This window comes from Snodgrassella communis, from assembly GCF_914768045.1.
In the GTDB taxonomy this organism is placed as follows: Bacteria; Pseudomonadota; Gammaproteobacteria; order Burkholderiales; family Neisseriaceae; genus Snodgrassella; species Snodgrassella communis.
This window is the reverse complement of record NZ_CAJZCD010000005.1, coordinates 98,929-113,972: the sequence shown is the minus strand read 5'-3', so window position 1 is coordinate 113,972 and position 15,044 is coordinate 98,929. Positions and strand designations below refer to the sequence as shown.

The 15,044-nt window shown below is 42.6% G+C and carries 21 protein-coding genes and 1 tRNA gene; 3 read left to right on the top strand and 19 right to left on the bottom strand.

All coding sequences use genetic code 11. The annotated features are described in order from the left end of the window. The first annotated feature begins 27 nt into the window (after positions 1–27). Positions 28–663: an urease accessory protein UreG gene (gene ureG / locus MJ761_RS06745; protein WP_093092809.1), complete on the top strand. Its 636-nt coding sequence runs from the start codon at positions 28–30 to the stop codon at positions 661–663. Beyond that, positions 663–1,493: an urease accessory protein UreD gene (locus MJ761_RS06740; RefSeq protein ID WP_093092811.1), complete on the top strand. Its 831-nt coding sequence runs from the start codon at positions 663–665 to the stop codon at positions 1,491–1,493. The genes ureG and MJ761_RS06740 overlap by 1 nt, the downstream gene beginning before the upstream one ends. Positions 1,494–2,085: 592 nt before the next feature. On the opposite strand, the gene MJ761_RS06735 is transcribed toward MJ761_RS06740, so the two are convergent. From MJ761_RS06735 to mltG, 6 genes are read right to left on the bottom strand one after another with little or no spacing between them, the layout of a single operon-like run. Continuing rightward, positions 2,086–2,877 (bottom strand): MBL fold metallo-hydrolase, encoded by a 792-nt coding sequence (locus tag MJ761_RS06735; RefSeq protein ID WP_093092813.1) that lies wholly within the window; start codon positions 2,875–2,877, stop codon positions 2,086–2,088. Between the two features lie 2 nt (positions 2,878–2,879). Further along, on the bottom strand, positions 2,880–3,653 hold the full coding sequence (locus MJ761_RS06730) for a TatD family hydrolase (RefSeq protein WP_369796854.1): 774 nt from the start codon (positions 3,651–3,653) through the stop codon (positions 2,880–2,882). A 2-nt stretch (positions 3,654–3,655) separates the two neighbouring features. Then, a complete protein-coding gene (locus tag MJ761_RS06725; RefSeq protein WP_037408402.1) occupies positions 3,656–4,015 on the bottom strand; it encodes a PilZ domain-containing protein in 360 nt (119 codons plus the stop codon). Between the two features lie 9 nt (positions 4,016–4,024). Then, positions 4,025–5,014 (bottom strand): DNA polymerase III subunit delta', encoded by a 990-nt coding sequence (gene holB, locus MJ761_RS06720; RefSeq protein WP_093092817.1) that lies wholly within the window; start codon positions 5,012–5,014, stop codon positions 4,025–4,027. After that, positions 5,011–5,637: a dTMP kinase gene (tmk, locus tag MJ761_RS06715; RefSeq protein WP_093092819.1), complete on the bottom strand. Its 627-nt coding sequence runs from the start codon at positions 5,635–5,637 to the stop codon at positions 5,011–5,013. The genes holB and tmk overlap by 4 nt, the downstream gene beginning before the upstream one ends. A gap of 14 nt (positions 5,638–5,651) precedes the next feature. Continuing rightward, positions 5,652–6,656 (bottom strand): endolytic transglycosylase MltG, encoded by a 1,005-nt coding sequence (gene mltG, locus MJ761_RS06710; RefSeq protein WP_093092821.1) that lies wholly within the window; start codon positions 6,654–6,656, stop codon positions 5,652–5,654. 250 nt (positions 6,657–6,906) lie between these two features. On the opposite strand from mltG, the gene MJ761_RS06705 reads away from it, so the two are divergent. Next, positions 6,907–6,982: transfer RNA gene (locus tag MJ761_RS06705), tRNA-Ala, on the top strand. An 88-nt stretch (positions 6,983–7,070) separates the two neighbouring features. Here the strand turns inward: MJ761_RS06705 and MJ761_RS06700 are convergent. The 13 genes from MJ761_RS06700 to MJ761_RS10985 all read right to left on the bottom strand — a co-directional run bounded on the left by MJ761_RS06700 (position 7,071) and on the right by MJ761_RS10985 (position 14,926). After that, complete coding sequence (locus MJ761_RS06700) at positions 7,071–8,111, bottom strand: tyrosine-type recombinase/integrase (RefSeq protein WP_239392879.1); 1,041 nt, start codon at positions 8,109–8,111, stop codon at positions 7,071–7,073. A gap of 8 nt (positions 8,112–8,119) precedes the next feature. Further along, a complete protein-coding gene (locus MJ761_RS06695; protein ID WP_239392880.1) occupies positions 8,120–8,512 on the bottom strand; it encodes a helix-turn-helix transcriptional regulator in 393 nt (130 codons plus the stop codon). Between the two features lie 46 nt (positions 8,513–8,558). Continuing rightward, complete coding sequence (locus MJ761_RS06690; RefSeq protein WP_093092825.1) at positions 8,559–8,798, bottom strand: hypothetical protein; 240 nt, start codon at positions 8,796–8,798, stop codon at positions 8,559–8,561. 13 nt (positions 8,799–8,811) lie between these two features. Beyond that, entirely contained in the window at positions 8,812–9,375 is a 564-nt protein-coding gene (locus MJ761_RS06685; protein ID WP_093092827.1) for a DUF7168 domain-containing protein, read from the bottom strand. 30 nt (positions 9,376–9,405) lie between these two features. Beyond that, positions 9,406–10,536 (bottom strand): DNA cytosine methyltransferase, encoded by a 1,131-nt coding sequence (locus tag MJ761_RS06680; RefSeq protein WP_093092829.1) that lies wholly within the window; start codon positions 10,534–10,536, stop codon positions 9,406–9,408. 43 nt (positions 10,537–10,579) lie between these two features. Then, positions 10,580–10,990 carry a hypothetical protein gene (locus tag MJ761_RS06675; RefSeq protein WP_093092831.1) on the bottom strand — a complete coding sequence of 137 codons (411 nt, stop codon included), beginning with the start codon at positions 10,988–10,990 and terminating at the stop codon, positions 10,580–10,582. A 60-nt stretch (positions 10,991–11,050) separates the two neighbouring features. Continuing rightward, positions 11,051–11,323 carry a hypothetical protein gene (locus tag MJ761_RS06670; RefSeq protein ID WP_093092833.1) on the bottom strand — a complete coding sequence of 91 codons (273 nt, stop codon included), beginning with the start codon at positions 11,321–11,323 and terminating at the stop codon, positions 11,051–11,053. 54 nt (positions 11,324–11,377) lie between these two features. Continuing rightward, positions 11,378–11,719, bottom strand: a complete 342-nt coding sequence (locus MJ761_RS06665; RefSeq protein ID WP_093092835.1) for a hypothetical protein — start codon at positions 11,717–11,719, stop codon at positions 11,378–11,380. Between the two features lie 116 nt (positions 11,720–11,835). Beyond that, positions 11,836–12,054 (bottom strand): hypothetical protein, encoded by a 219-nt coding sequence (locus MJ761_RS06660; RefSeq protein WP_093092837.1) that lies wholly within the window; start codon positions 12,052–12,054, stop codon positions 11,836–11,838. A 435-nt stretch (positions 12,055–12,489) separates the two neighbouring features. Further along, positions 12,490–12,957, bottom strand: a complete 468-nt coding sequence (locus tag MJ761_RS06655) for a single-stranded DNA-binding protein (RefSeq protein ID WP_093092839.1) — start codon at positions 12,955–12,957, stop codon at positions 12,490–12,492. 11 nt (positions 12,958–12,968) lie between these two features. Further along, positions 12,969–13,517, bottom strand: a complete 549-nt coding sequence (locus MJ761_RS06650) for a translocation protein TolB precursor (protein WP_239392889.1) — start codon at positions 13,515–13,517, stop codon at positions 12,969–12,971. A 91-nt stretch (positions 13,518–13,608) separates the two neighbouring features. Further along, the gene (locus MJ761_RS06645) at positions 13,609–14,595 is read right to left on the bottom strand and encodes a recombinase RecT (RefSeq protein ID WP_239392881.1); all 987 of its coding nucleotides are present in this window, start codon (positions 14,593–14,595) and stop codon (positions 13,609–13,611) included. Beyond that, positions 14,522–14,926 carry a zinc-finger-containing protein gene (locus MJ761_RS10985; RefSeq protein ID WP_353736167.1) on the bottom strand — a complete coding sequence of 135 codons (405 nt, stop codon included), beginning with the start codon at positions 14,924–14,926 and terminating at the stop codon, positions 14,522–14,524. The genes MJ761_RS06645 and MJ761_RS10985 overlap by 74 nt, the downstream gene beginning before the upstream one ends. Positions 14,927–15,044: the final 118 nt, after the last annotated feature.

Here is a 15,044-nt window from a genome sequence, read left to right as displayed (position 1 = left end):
CAGGACTAACAGCAAAGGAAAAACACCATGCGTCAATACATAAAAATCGGTGTTGCCGGACCAGTAGGTTCAGGTAAAACAGCTCTGATTGAAAAACTTACTCGCCATATGGCTGAGCAATACAGCATTGCAGTGATTACCAACGACATTTACACTCAGGAAGATGCTGAATTTCTGACCCAAAACAGCTTGCTGCCACCTGAACGGATTATGGGCGTGGAAACTGGCGGCTGCCCGCATACCGCTATTCGCGAAGATGCTAGTATGAATCTGGAGGCTGTAGACGAAATGGTGGCACGTTTTCCAGATATCCAGATTGTGTTTATCGAAAGTGGTGGTGATAACCTTTCTGCTACCTTCAGCCCTGATCTGGCCGATGTCACTTTATTTGTAATTGATGTTGCGCAGGGCGAAAAAATTCCGCGTAAAGGTGGCCCGGGGATTACCCGTTCGGATTTGCTGGTAATCAATAAAACTGATTTAGCCCCATATGTTGGCGCCAGTCTTGCAGTAATGCAACAGGATGCACAGTGTATGCGCAAAGGGCAGCCGTTTGTGTTTACCAATCTGATGGCAGAAGATGGTATCGTCACCATAATAGACTGGATAAAAAAATACGCCTTACTGGAAAATGTGGCCGAACCCGCTGGTTTAATACGCTAATGCACAGCCGTTTACAGCTTACCACCCAGTTAAACCAGCGCGGGCAGACCACATTTGCTAACTGCTATTACACACCGCCTCTAAAAATCCTCCCTTTAGCGCAGATGGCTGCACCGGTATGGCCTCAGGCACTACCGGCCATCCAGATGAGCTCATCACCGGGTTTATTAGCTGGTGACCGGATAGATATCGAAATTGAGCTGGCACAACAGACCCAGTTGTATTTATTTACGCAGGCATTCACCCGCATACAATCCATGCCTGCCGAAAATGAAGCGCAGCAGCATACGCATATTGTGCTGCATGAACACAGCCGGCTGTGTTATCTGCCTCATCCACTGGTGTTGCACCGCAACGCTGCCTTAACCCAAAGCATGCAGATTAGTCTGGCTGATAACTGTCAACTGATACTGGGTGAAATCATTGCCTGCGGCCGTGTGCTCAATCAGGAATGCTGGGATTTTCATTACCTGTCATCACGGATTAATATCGATTATCAGCAACAACCACTGCTTAGCGACAATATCTATTGGCAGCCACAGCAACAGCCCCTTAATGTATTGGGGCAGATGGAACAGTATACCCATCAGGCCTGTCTTTACTACATCAACACCGCAGCCAGCAAAGCACAGATACAACAACTGATTAATCAGATATATGCCGCATTATTGCCCGAATGGCCGCTGGAAAATAATCAGTATCTGTGGGGCATTACACAGGCTGCTGATTGTGCCTTATGTGTACGTGCGCTGGGGATGAGTGCAGAAGTGTTGCAGAATTTCATGCAACAAATAACAAATCATTTTTTGCGTATACCCGATGAGCAATAATGCATTCACTCATTAAACCTTAAAAATTTATGCTAAATAAATTTTAGTTCCCGAATAGAATAACGAATGTAGTTTGACAAATATTATTCAAATTATATTCATATAACATAAAATTTTCAATTTTAAGATCAATATATTTTAAACATCAATCTAATATGGCTAAATATTTAATTATATTTAATGTATAAATAATTTTAATATTTAAAAATTTGTTTTATGTGTTTAACAAATTTAATACTTATCACATCTTTTATTTGACTGAATTTATTAATTTCACAGCAAAAAAGTCTTTTTGACAATGCAGATAATACTTTATTTAGAATTTGTCTGATGAGCTGATGTTTTGGATTGTTGAAAGCCAGTTAAGCTGATTTATTTTAATAGATGTTACCAGACAGTTATTATTACTGTAATTTATGCTGGTAGACATAAATTTACAGGATGCCTTGTAGTGCTGTCAGCAGGTGCAATGCTGAATTGGTGGTGCAACTAAATCTTGTTATTTTAAGATTGTAGGCTTTAACTACATGTTTTTAATATTTAATTTTTATGCTGTTTCTATCAGGATTGTGGTTATTTTTACTAAATATTGCTAATAACTGCTGTGCACAGTTAGTCCATCATAGGCAGGTGCGCAGTTTTGGGGGCAACGCTGTTTTAAAGTATGGTATTCCTGCGCATGGGTCATGTGAATAAAGTAGGTTTGTTTGGCATTGATACGCTTTGCGTAGGCAAAGGCTTGCTCGGTGCTGAGGTGGCTGGGATAGGGGGTATCCATCAGGCAATCCAGAAACAGGTAATCCAATCCTTGTAAATGTGGGAATATGGATTCTTCGATGTGATTAAAGTCGGTAAACCAAGCGATATTGCCGATGCGAAAAGCACTGGTGATCCAGCTGCCGTGTGGTACGCCAAATTGCCATACAGGTACGCCGTCAATGTTGAGAACGCTATTTTGTCCCTGATTCAGTGGCAGCTCATGGGCACGAAGTACTGGTCGGTTCCAGTGCCTGTTCTGTTCCAGAAAGGCGTAATCAAAACGACTGCAAATATTAGCCAGTGTATCATGATGGCCGTAAATGGGAATGGCTGCCTGTTGTTTATAGCAGAATGCGCGCAAGTCATCAATGCCATTAAGGTGGTCAGCATGGGGATGGGTGTAGAGTATGCCGTCAATGCGTGGCAGTCTGTGTTGTAGGGCTTGGTGATAAAAGTCGGTGCCTGTGTCAATTTGCCAATGCTGCTCACCAACCTGTATATGCGCACTGCAACGAGTGCGCCGGTTTTTCGGGTCGTTGCTGGTGCAGGTAGGGCAGTCACACCCGATAAGTGGTGTTCCAGAAGAACTGCTACAGCCAAGTACTGTAAGGGTGAGCTGGGTCATGGCTAATTGTTAAGCGGTGGAAGTTTATTGAAGAGACGATAGGTATTAGCGGTAGTGGCTTCTTCAATCGTAATTATGCTGTCGCCACGCAACTGTGCTACAAATTCGGCAGTGTAGCGTACGTAAGCCGGTTCGTTAGGTTTGCCGCGTTTGGGTACTGGCGCTAGATATGGTGCATCGGTTTCTACCAGTATCCGGTCTAATGGTACATAACGGCATGCCTCCTGTATCTGCCGGGCATTTTTAAAGGTTACGATGCCTGAAAAGGAGATGTAAAAGCCTAAATCCAACACTGCTTTGGCAAAGGCAGTATCTTCGGTGAAGCAGTGGATTACACCTTGCTGAGCCTGATTTTCACGTAGTAGACGTAGGGTATCTGCTCCGGCATCTCGTGTATGGATAATAAGCGGTAAGCCGGTATGGTTGGAGGCCTGAATATGAGTTCTGAAGCGCGCATGCTGCCAGGTCAGATCGCCGCTACACCAATGATAGTCGAGGCCAGTTTCGCCGATACCCACTACTTTTGGATGTTGAGCAGCGACTATAAACTCATCTAGACTTATTTCTACTGAGTTCTGGTCTTCAGGATGTACACCGACACTGGCAAATAAGTTGGTATGCTGCTCAGCTAGTGCCAGTACTTCAGCAGCACTGGTTTTGTCTACGCTGATGGCGATAGCCTGCTGTATGTCTGCCTGAGCCATGTTTTCCAGTATTTGTGGTAGTCTGGCTGCCAGCTCAGGCATGTTTAGATGGCAGTGGGAATCGATAAGCATAATTATATAGTATAGGTAGCGCGTTCGCTTAGCAGTAATCCTGGCAATATATCTTCGATAGCCTGTTTTACCGCAAAGCTGTCTTCATCTTTACTAAATGCCAGTCCGATCCCTTGTGGCTGGCCGGTAGAGGTAGTAGCGGTGTTAATCCATACTACTTTAGTGCGCAAATATTTGGCTTCGTTGAATGCCGGCAGGGTAACGGCTAGTAGCACTTCTTCACCCATCTGAAAATTGTCAGTTGTGGGTGCAAACAGACCACCATACTCTAGAAAAGCCATATAGCTGCGGTACAGTTCAGGTTTATCGGGAATAGTTAGGTTGAGCATTTTGCCCGGCAAGTTAGTAGGAGCTTCAGCCATAAATTTCCTTTATGATTTTGTGTTTTTTTGCTGCCACACGTTAAGATAGTCTATTAATAAATCTTCCAGTTGCATTTTAACATTGAGGGTATGCTTACCGTAAGGGGCAAGTGCATTAACTCTGTCGATTAAGGCAAACAGGGATAAAGGGTCGATTTGTCCGGAAATTTTATTTAACTCATCTTGCCATGCCGGATAATACATGGCTTGTATGTATTGCTGTGCCAGAGACATATCCAGTAACCATTTGGCCAGCCAGTTGAGAAAAGTGGATAGTGCCAGTTTTTGTTTGTCAAATGCAGCAGCGTAATCCAGTAGCGCAATCAGGCGTGGTTTAACCAGCAGGGGAATAAGTTGGTTGCGCAGCTGGTCGTGGCTAGCATTATCAGCAAATAAAGGGGCTCCGCCGTGAAAGGCAAGCAGGTCAGCAGCATTATCACCATGCTGTTGCTGCACATAGGCCAATGCTTGCGCGCGTGCGGGCATGGTTAAAGCTATCTGGCGGCAACGGCTTTTAATTGTTGGCAGCAGGCGGTCTTTCTGATGGCTCACCAGAATAAAAACCATACCCGCCGGTGGTTCCTCCAGAATTTTCAGCAGGGCATTGGCTGCCTGAAGATTCATGCTTTCAGCTGGATAAATCAGAGCAATCCGTTTGCCACCCCGATGGGCACTCAGATGAGCAAAATCCAATACGTTGCGTATGGTTTCTACTTTAATTAGTGCTTGCTTGCGTTCACCGCCTTCGCTGTCAGCTTCTTCTGGCGTTACCAGTAGGAAATCGGGATGACTGTGCTGGCTGTACAAATGGCAGGATGTACACTCACCACATGGCTGATGGTTGGCACGTAGCGATTCACATAGCAGTGCCTGTGCCAGATATTCGGCAAATTCACGTTTGCCAATTCCCGGATGGCCGTAAAGCAGCCATGCGTGTGGTTGCTGCTGCCAATGCTGGGCAATTTGTTGCCAGACAGATTCGAGCCATGGATAAATCATGCATTTAATCCAAATAATTGTGCTAGTGCCTGATTAATCTGCTGCGCTACTTCATCTAAATTTAAACTACTGTCGATAATAGCATAGCGTTGCGGTGCAGATGCGGCACGATCCAAGTAGATTGTCCGCGCGTGCTCAAAAAAGGCTGTATCCAGCTGTTCAAAGCGGTCGGGATTGCCGTTTTGGCTCAGTCGTTGTTGGGCTACTGTCAATGGTACATCCAGCAGTAAGGTCAAATCGGGCTGCAAGCCTTGCTGTACCCAGTTTTCCAGAATAGCTATATCGGCTAGTGGTAGACCACGACCTCCGCCCTGATAGGCAAATGTGGCATCGGTAAAACGATCGCTTACTACATGTATCCCTTGTGCCAGTGCCGGTTTAATTACTTCATCCAGATGCTGCTGGCGTGCAGCAAATATCATCAGCGTTTCTGTACGAGCATTGACATGAGTAGTTGGATCTAGCAATAGCTTGCGTAATGCTTCACCAACGGCAGTACCGCCCGGTTCACGGGTAAAAAGTACCGGTAATTGATGTTTTTCAAACCAGCTGCGTATGGTATTGAGATTGGTGGATTTGCCGGCACCATCAATTCCATCCAGTGTAATAAAACTTGCTTTCATCTATACAAATCCGGTTAGCGTTTTTTCAGAATATATTGGCGTACTGCCGCATTGTGTTCATTCAGACTGTGACTGAACTGGCTGCGGCCAGTACCATCGTTACGCGCCACAAAGTACAGATAATCATTACTGGCAGGATGAGCAGCCGCTTCCAGCGCTGCTTTGCTCGGTAGTGCAATAGGACTGGGTGGCAGACCGGCACGGGTGTAAGTATTGTACGGTGTATCACGGCGTAAATCAGCCTTGCCAATTTTACCTTTATAGCGACTGCCCATGCCATAAATTACACTGGGGTCGGTTTGTAGCCGCATATGCAGATTAAGGCGGTTAACAAACACTGCCGCTACCTTACCTCTGTCTTCAGCATGGCCGGTTTCTTTTTCAATCAGGCTGGCCATAATCAGTAATTCGTAAGCAGATTGGTAAGGTAAATCACTGCGTCGTTCTTCCCATGTAGCCTGCAAATGCTTTTGCATAGTGTTATAAGCTTGTTGATACAGAGATAAATCGCTACTGTCAGAGCTGATATCATAAGTGGCTGGAAAAAACAGACCTTCTGCATGTGTATAATGACGATCGGTATCCAGTTTCTGTAACAGCTTGCTGTCTGACCAATCTCGTGTAGTGTGCTCAATATCAGGTATGTTATCAACAATTCTGCGCATTTGCGCAAATGTGCTACCCTCAATAAACTGTACCGTAATGCTGTCAGGTTTGCCGGTGCGCAGTCTTTGCAGAATCTGCCAACTGGAAACTGAACGTGGCAGACGATAGTTACCACGATGAATTTTATCTCCCATCCCTAGCATATATGCGGTACCGACAAATACCCAGCGATTGTAAATCATATCATTGGCAGCCAGAGTACGGCTTACTCCACTGATGCCATAGCCGGCTGGTACCTTTAAACGATAGCCCGCATTACTTTTAGGTAAGAATAAAAGCACCGCCCATGTCAGCGCAAGTATCAATAGAAACGTAAATACCAGAAGTACAGCATGTCGTTGTTGGCGCTGCATAGAAGCATTCCTGTTTAAGCATAAATAATCTGAATCAGCCTGCAAGTATAAATTTAATTCTCAGGTGCGACCACTCTTCCCATCAACATCCGGTTATAAAAAGATTTGATGTACGTTTGTTAGAAAGTTTTTGCCGGTTGAGCATTGTATCTTTTCCTTTCATGGCGAAAGATTAAATCAGTACTTGCAAAATTCAGTAGTTCAGGTAAAATGCGCAACCTATTCAGCAATAACTGGCTGGATAGCAGTTGGGGGTATAGCTCAGTTGGTAGAGCGCTTGCATGGCATGCAAGAGGTCAGCGGTTCGATCCCGCTTACCTCCACCAAATAAAATATTGATTAGTAAGAATAATTAGGCGCTGGCGGGCGTCTAATTTTTTATTTGCTAAATCTATTGTGCGGGTTTTGTGCGGGTCATGCTGCTTTCTTCCTTATAATGGTGAGGGACTTCCTTTGCTGAGGAGCAGTTTCCAATACCTTATTCGCCAATTCAATCATGTATTCAAGCGCTGGCGCTGAATAGTGTGTAGTTACACTTTTGTCGGATTTATGCCCCATCAAATCTTTTCTATCCTCCTCGTATACACCTGCGACTCTTAGTCGATGGCCAAAAGTGTGCTTAAGATCGTGAACTCTCAAACTTTTAAAGCCCTTATTGGCTGGCGCTCCAGTTATTCGCTCATATTCTTTTGCCGCTCGTGTTCTGGTTTTTTTCCATGAGCTGTTTAACATTCGGCCAACTGCTTTCCCGTTGTATGGAAATACGTATTTAGGATGTAATCCGCGCTGGGCTTCTATAACTTGTTTAGCAGTGTCATTGAGTACAACTATCCTTTCATCAGTATTTTTTACGCCCCCATTTCCGGTGCGACCGCCGAAATCAGCCGGGATTATAAAAATACTGGTATCAAGTTCAGGCACTTTAACCTCCCACTGCCAATTAAGCTGGCATACTTCCTGTTCTCGGGTTCCTGTATTAACCTTGAAGAGAGCCATATTTCGTAAACGTCCATTCAGTTCTTTAAAGAAAATTCGCTGCTCAAGCCACGATAACGGATAAGGTGGGCGTTCTTGCTTTTTCTCATCCAGTTTTGTGATCTTCGGTACAGTTTCTATCCAAGTTAATCCATTTTCATCGCGCCACGACCTTGCAGCACAATTCAGTATTGCTATTACATAATTAAGGGCAATATTAATCGTCCTATTTTTTACCCCATTCTTTGCCTGTTTATTAAATCCGACTTTTTTTCGGTATTCTATAAAAGGCTGTAAAGTTCCATCATGTATCTGTGTTAATGGTAAATCTCCTATAAAGCCATCCAGATATTCGAGCTGCAAGGCCAATAAGCCTATGCTTGGCTTATCCTTGTATTCAAGAAGATATTTAGTTGCTGCTTGCCGCCAAGTATAAACAGGGCGTTCTTTAAAGTCTTTCATCCTATCAATTTCAGCCATAAGCTGGATTAAGACAGCTTCCGCTTCTTTCCTCTTACTTGTGTAAGTGCTTCGGCGAATTGTTTTGCCTCGATATTGCTTGTTGAGGTGCCAGATTCCGTTGCGGAGTATAAGTCCTGACAGTCCTTTTGCGGCCATAAAGTATTTCCTTTCTTTAAATAAAGCCGCTTGCCACGTGATGTATTTTTATTCTTTTTTACGTTTTCGGCAAGATTTTCAGTTTTTCTATCTTCAATGAATTTATCTATGTCATGCCTGTCATAAACTGATCCATTTTCAAACAGCCAGTTCTGTGCTGGTATATGAGGCGCAATATGAGCCTTAAAGTGATTAATGCTACAGCCACAATAGGCGGCCGCTTGCGCAACTCTAAGTAATCGTGGTTGCATTTGTCGTTCCATTAATAAAAATCCGGCCAATTGCCGGTGTGTGTGTTGTTACATTTGCTTAAGGTTGTTTAGGTTGCTGTGTATTATGCCAGTCGCAGGATAGACCTCCGGCATAATAACCGTCGTAAAAAAGGCAGGTGATTTTGCGCCCATCACTTAAAGTCATATGTGTTTCTTTTATACGCGAGGTATCTGTTTCTACGTTAATTTTACGTGCTTCAGCTTTCTCGGCTTCTGTCATTTCACAACCAGCAATAAAAAAAGCCGCTATGGCAGCTATAATCAATTTAGTTTTCATGTTATCTGTCCTGTTAATCAATAAAAGTTAAACTATCTCTAAAAGCTCCAATTTTTCTTTGCACTTCAAGCGGCACATCATGTCTATCTAATTTAGATCTAATCTCGTCCACCCATTCCAAACAACGCGCATCTGCATGTTTGCGTTTATTCTTTGATACGCTTTTCATGAATTCAGGGCGTATGGCGTGAATTTGCTGCATTAAAATTCTGTAAGCGTATACACTCAACTCGGGGCAGGGCGGAAGTCCGTAGAACATTACATGCAGGTAATATTTACCAAAAGACCAATTAAATTTGTTTACTAGGCAATGCCTTGTTTCAAATACTCTTTGGCACATGGAAAATAATTCGTTTTGCCAATGTAAGTACGAATCAAAGCCTTTATAGTTATAAAGTCTCGAATGTGAAGTTTTCACTTCCACAGAAGATATATCCTCATCTGGCTGGCGCAAATCACGCATCATGATCATAGCCTGATTTAATGTCTTGGCGTTCTCATCGGCGTTTGCTGATAGCGATACTTTCAAATATTTTTTAATTTTTTCAATAGACTGTTTATCATTGGGTATTACCATAATAAATCCTTTATCGATTTAAAAAGCCAGCTAGTTGCTGGCTATGTGCTGTTTAATTCTTTGCCCTATCCATCGCATTACAGGGACGGCCATCGAGTTACCAATGGCTTTATACCGTGGCGTATCAGGGCATTCAAACGCTTGTTTGTTGTGGTAGGGGATACATGTGTGGTTATCTGGAAAACCCTGCAAGCGTTCGCACTCAATAGGCGTCAAGCGACGCACGCAATCAAGATGCATAACTGCATGCCTATCTGTAGCAGTTAGTGTGTACATTGTGTTGTCATCTATTACTCCTTTACCATTACCACCGGATTTAATTGTTTTGTTGATGATATTGGAATTTATAACAATATTAGTATTAGCTTGAGTATCCACAACACCCGCTATACTAGAGACTACAGGGTCTTGCCTGCCATTAACTACAACGAATGTATCTGTTGATGCATTGAGACGTGTACCAATGCCTGTTGTAAGGGTTTTGGCAATTGTTGTTTTTTCTCTTGCGCTCGGCGCAAAATCCCCGCAGCAGCTTTGCTGCTCAAAAAGTATTTTTGCGACACTGATGTTGTCTCGAGCACTTGCGACAAGGAAGATGCGACGGCGTCGTTGGGGCACTCCGAAAAATTGAGCATCAAGGGTGCGCCACGCGATTTTGCGTTTTTGTCCAGACACAAAACCAGCGTTTGTCCATTTTCCCCCTGCCGGCTGCAATGGTAGGCTTTCGCCGGCAAGTGCTCCCAGAAAGCAGCCCAGCGCATTATCTTTTGTTGACAAAATTCCGGGGACGTTTTCCCAGACAAGGATAGCGGGTTGCTCACCGCTTCGTTTTCGAACAAAGTCAATTGCATCTAACAATCTCACTAATTCAAGAGTTAAATTACCGCGTTCATCATTTAATGATTCGCGACCACCTGCGACACTGAATGCTTGACATGGCGTACCACCTACAAGAATATCTGGGGCTGGTATTTGCCCAGAAAGAATGGCATCTGTAAGGTTTGTCATATCGCCATGATTGGGTACGTTAGACCAGTGATGAGCCAGTACAGCGCAGGGGAATGGTTCAATTTCAGAAAACCATAAAGGTTTAAATCCTAAAGGCCGCCACGCCACGCTGGCAGCCTCGATACCACTGCATACACTTCCATATGTGAGCATGTAGCCTCCAAAAATTAAAGCCAGCAGTTGCTGGCCTATGGATTTACAAATAATTTTTTAAATCATCTTTGGTTAATGTGATTTTCTTAACTAATTCGCCAGACTCATAATAAGGAATTTTAATATGCTCATCTAAAAGCTTATCAATCTTGTCTTGTAACGCTTTAACTTCGTCATCAGACAACGAATCAGCTACTTCAGCCCCCTCAAACCCGTTATCCTCAAGCCTTTCATCTAATTCCAAAAGCAAATCGCCCACATCAATAAGACTAACGCCACTAGGTGAGATTGGCACTTGCTCATACGCGTGAACAGTTGTGAATACTCTTGACTTTACGAATTCGTCAGCAAACGATACAGCTTCCTCAATAGAATCATGTACTTTGTTGTCATAGGCGTTACCATTTTCATCGACAACCGCGTAACAAAGTTTTGTTTCTTTATTTGCTTCCATAATAAATTTTTCCAAAAAATTAAAGCCGCATATAGCGGCTGGTTGTTTAACTGGTTACTATCACTCTAGTTCAAGTACTTGCCCGGGGATAAGTTGCCCTGTTCTGTCCCGTAAAAACCATTCAGACAACTTATGTTTATCGCCATCATCGTCTTTAAATTCAAAATCTGGACTAACTAGTTTATAGTTGCCATCATCTATATCTTGTATATACTCTTTTGGCCAATTGTGCTTTACAAGATATTCTTTTACGCTATCTATGTCATGAGCTGGGAATATTTCGGGTTCAAGCCCAATCTGGAAATATTTAATCTCTAAGTTTTCATTACTCATTGTTACTCTCCAAAATAATAGCCAGCACTAGGCTGGCTTCTGTATTAAAATATATTAATAATCTTCATCATCTTCATCATCTTCATCTTCATTCTGTTCCCATGATACCGGCACCCAATCTGTAACCGTTTTGGTTTTTTTCAAAACTTCGTACGGTTGATTTTCAATACAATTATCCTGATTCTCAGTTAAACCCCGACGCCAATCAATCGCAAAATATTTATCTCCTATACGAACAATTGTTGTTACATCCTCGTCCCATCGATTTTTATCAGTGACCTCTTCGTCTACTTCAAAACAGTTAAGCACTTCTCTAAGTTCATCCTCAGATAATTCAACGCCATTGGTAATTTTTTCATAAATTTCTTCAGCAAAAACTTTCATTTCTTCGTTCATTTTTTGTCTCCAACGTGGTTAAAAAGTTAAAAACTCCAATAAAAAAGCCAGCGATTGGCTGGCTGCGTCTACTCATCCACGAAAATGCACTCGTTGAATGCATTTGAATTGATAAGCTATCCGTAAATGTGTATGTCTACCGGTTCCCATGTATCTTCATCCGTGCATGAAGGCCACCCATCATGCCCAAGCCCAGCTCGGTCATCGGTTTCACCGGGTGAAGCAACAGTAGCACACTTCTCTTCCCAAAAGATAACAATTACCCCTGTAAACTTTGATTTTCTGCCTACAGGGTATTTAATTTCAGATGCATCTGGTTTCTTAACTTCAAGCATGATTAATTCCTTTCAATTTGGATTTAAATAATCAATAAATGCCCAATGTCTCATTTTCTAAATCTGTCGAATTTATCTAGCAACACTTCCAAAAGTGCGGCAAACATTGTTGATATTGCGAAAATAAATGCCAATCCTATAAGTATAATTAGAAGCATATACGCATCCGGCATCATGATCCTTGCTATTAGCTTTTAAATGAGATAGAATAGACAAGAATATATAATTACTGTACACTCATTACTGCTTGAATAGTAAAAATGCAAGTGATTTTTTTCTTGACTTTTACAGAAGACAGGTAATAATTCTGTCTACCTTGGTAAACTCAGTGAAGTTGCAGCTTCACTGAGTTTATTTTATTTGGCGGGCTTGGCTATTTAGGCATAGGAATTTCCAATAGAAAAGCCGCACTAGGCGGCTTGTAATAGATAATTATTAAAATGGGATATCATCGTCAATATCATCTACCGGCGCCGGAGTTGGTGCTGGTCGTGGTGCTTGGCGGCGTGGTGGTGCTGGTGGAGAATTGGAAGCCGCGGGTGCAGTATTATGTCCGCCTGAATCATGGGAATTATTGCTACTGCCAAGCATTCTCATTTCATTCCCAATGATGTCGTAAGCAGTACGTTCGATACCATCTTTGCCACTGTATTTACGGCTTTGAATACGACCCTCAATAAATACTTGGCTACCTTTATGCAAATATTGGCTGGCGATTTCGCCCAGCTTGCCAAACAGGGTAATGTTGTGCCATTCGGTACGTGTTTGAGACTGCCCAGATTTATCTTTCCATCGTTCTTCGGTAGCAATAGAAAAATTGGTTACAGCTTCGCCACTGGGCATATATCGAGTTTCAGGGTCGCGACCCAAGCGACCGACTAGAATAACTTTATTAACAGACATGGATTATCCTTTCACGCCGCCTGTTTCATCAGGATTGCATAATATTCCTGACAAATTTCAACCTTTTCTTTAATCTTCTCAATTGCCTTTTCATCCCTTTCTATCGTTACAGTAGTAACTCGTTTAAGCAATGGAATATCCTCGACCGCATCAACCAGCACTTCCGCGCGGTCGTAAGCACCCAATAAGTTTTCAGGGCAGGGGAATAGCCAAAAATCAATATCGGCCTTATCGCAATCATAAAGCCACATATAACCCTGCATCTGATGAATATATCCGGCCTTTTGAGCTTTCTTTTGAGCCTCATCGACAAACTGCGGGTGTGTAAAAACATCCCATGAACATTTTGTATCAATAATCAGCCGTTCGCTTGGCACATAAATATCGCATTCACCTGTAATCCAGTCATTTTCCAAACGGGTGGTATTTTTAGTAAATACCCGCCCGCGCTTCATTCCGCTTGCCTTTATAGCCAAGTCTTCCAACTGCTTGCCTTTGGCAGTTTCCTTATCGCCGGCGAATCTCTGAACGCTGTATAGGTTTTCTTTTGCCAAGGTCATCAAGTACGATTTAGCCGTATCAGAAAGATGGTTTCCTTTAGTTCGACCATCCCCGATTATCAGTGATATTGCTGAGCATCTTATTTTCATTTCAAAGTCCCTCAATTACTTCCCGTTGTTCGGGTGTAAATTTGTAATCCCCATTTAATACCGCTTCTTTACTTACCTCTCCTGTAGTAATATTTTCTACAAGCGTTTGCATCAACCCGTCATCAACTGCCACGGATAAATCCAGAGATGTATTTTGATTGTCTATATAATCAAACTTATCCTCAGTCACGTCCTTAATGACTGATTGGTCTGATAAAACGGCCTTTTGCAGCTCAATAGACAAGGGAGCATATTTAGATAACAACAATTTAGTTACTGTTTTCAAGGCCATCTGCTCATAATTATCAGCCCATACACCATAACCCTTTTTAAATGACTGGCTGTAGCGTTTAGCGTGCTTATCAATTTGACTTGTTGTCATATAAAGCTCAGCAGTAAACCCATTAATTAACTTGAAATAAGCATAAAAGCCGATAGGTTTTTCATTTTCATCAGGCTCAACCTCCCAGTCAAACTTAAAGCCATTAATTAAATCTTTCTCAGTTAATTGAGCTTTATAAACCGGCAATGAAACAAGGCGTTCAAACTGTCCTGAACGCTGAGCCAACTGTATTAGCCCTTTATAGCCAAGCTGGAATTGCGCATCAACTCGCCCTGTTTTTTTATTATGGTAGGGGACGATATAGGCAAAGCCGAAATTATTATTAATTGGCAGGTTTAAAGTTGCTGCCATGCAAGCTGCATTAAAAATAGATAATGGGTCAGCCTTCAAAAGCATTTCATTATTATTCACAATTTGCATAACTGAGGTTGCAAAGCTGGCAGTATTTTTATTAACCAGCTCATACATTTTTTTTTGAATAGCTGGGCTGTTTAAAAAGGTTTTAATATCTTTTGCTTTTTGGATTGCGTTAGTGTTACTCATTTTCAAGCTCCAATAAAAAAGCCAGCGATTAGCTAGCCGGAAATTCTTTTTTAAAAAATTCAATAGCTTTTTGGCATCTATCAATGCTAAACAAGCTAACATGGCATTTTCTATAGCGTATGCCTAAATGCTTTGCCAGCTTTCTGTAAACATCTCTACGCCCCATCTGTTTAGATTGCCAGACAGGGTCTAGTACTGAATGTACAGATTTTCGCCACTTTCTTAACTCGGCATTAGCAAGGTTGCCTAACGGTAATGTGCCATCACTTTTCCCAATTCTTGGAATGTTTGCGCCTTTTTTATGGCAGCCTACATACGCATCACAGGGTGCACACAGCCAAAAGTTAAGCGTGTATAAATCTGGCCGATGTGGGTAAATTCTTTCCCCAGTAACTAGCTCCGCGTCATTGCCGCAGTATATGCATTTAACCATTTCAATTCCGATAATCTGTTTTGAATAACGACCGCTTACGGCGGTCAGTCGGCACATACGGAAGCTAAGGAAGACTAACCATGTGCTGCGCGCTGTTATTAATCCCGCCACCTGCGCG

Bases quoted from the DNA above. Each gene is read 5' to 3' on its own strand.
- MJ761_RS06700 (WP_239392879.1), bottom strand. From the start codon at position 8,111: ATGGCTGAAATTGATAGGATGAAAGACTTTAAAGAACGCCCTGTTTAT.
- MJ761_RS06740 (WP_093092811.1), top strand. From the start codon at position 663: ATGCACAGCCGTTTACAGCTTACCACCCAGTTAAACCAGCGCGGGCAG.
- MJ761_RS06660 (WP_093092837.1), bottom strand. From the start codon at position 12,054: ATGCTTGAAGTTAAGAAACCAGATGCATCTGAAATTAAATACCCTGTA.
- MJ761_RS06695 (WP_239392880.1), bottom strand. From the start codon at position 8,512: ATGGAACGACAAATGCAACCACGATTACTTAGAGTTGCGCAAGCGGCC.
- MJ761_RS06685 (WP_093092827.1), bottom strand. From the start codon at position 9,375: ATGGTAATACCCAATGATAAACAGTCTATTGAAAAAATTAAAAAATAT.
- MJ761_RS06645 (WP_239392881.1), bottom strand. From the start codon at position 14,595: ATGTTAGCTTGTTTAGCATTGATAGATGCCAAAAAGCTATTGAATTTT.
- mltG (WP_093092821.1), bottom strand. From the start codon at position 6,656: ATGCAGCGCCAACAACGACATGCTGTACTTCTGGTATTTACGTTTCTA.
- MJ761_RS06675 (WP_093092831.1), bottom strand. From the start codon at position 10,990: ATGGAAGCAAATAAAGAAACAAAACTTTGTTACGCGGTTGTCGATGAA.
- MJ761_RS06655 (WP_093092839.1), bottom strand. From the start codon at position 12,957: ATGTCTGTTAATAAAGTTATTCTAGTCGGTCGCTTGGGTCGCGACCCT.
- MJ761_RS06665 (WP_093092835.1), bottom strand. From the start codon at position 11,719: ATGAACGAAGAAATGAAAGTTTTTGCTGAAGAAATTTATGAAAAAATT.
- MJ761_RS06735 (WP_093092813.1), bottom strand. From the start codon at position 2,877: ATGACCCAGCTCACCCTTACAGTACTTGGCTGTAGCAGTTCTTCTGGA.
- ureG (WP_093092809.1), top strand. From the start codon at position 28: ATGCGTCAATACATAAAAATCGGTGTTGCCGGACCAGTAGGTTCAGGT.
- MJ761_RS06730 (WP_369796854.1), bottom strand. From the start codon at position 3,653: ATGCTTATCGATTCCCACTGCCATCTAAACATGCCTGAGCTGGCAGCC.
- MJ761_RS06690 (WP_093092825.1), bottom strand. From the start codon at position 8,798: ATGAAAACTAAATTGATTATAGCTGCCATAGCGGCTTTTTTTATTGCT.
- MJ761_RS06725 (WP_037408402.1), bottom strand. From the start codon at position 4,015: ATGGCTGAAGCTCCTACTAACTTGCCGGGCAAAATGCTCAACCTAACT.
- MJ761_RS06680 (WP_093092829.1), bottom strand. From the start codon at position 10,536: ATGCTCACATATGGAAGTGTATGCAGTGGTATCGAGGCTGCCAGCGTG.
- MJ761_RS10985 (WP_353736167.1), bottom strand. From the start codon at position 14,926: ATGGTTAAATGCATATACTGCGGCAATGACGCGGAGCTAGTTACTGGG.
- tmk (WP_093092819.1), bottom strand. From the start codon at position 5,637: ATGAAAGCAAGTTTTATTACACTGGATGGAATTGATGGTGCCGGCAAA.
- holB (WP_093092817.1), bottom strand. From the start codon at position 5,014: ATGATTTATCCATGGCTCGAATCTGTCTGGCAACAAATTGCCCAGCAT.
- MJ761_RS06650 (WP_239392889.1), bottom strand. From the start codon at position 13,517: ATGACCTTGGCAAAAGAAAACCTATACAGCGTTCAGAGATTCGCCGGC.
- MJ761_RS06670 (WP_093092833.1), bottom strand. From the start codon at position 11,323: ATGAGTAATGAAAACTTAGAGATTAAATATTTCCAGATTGGGCTTGAA.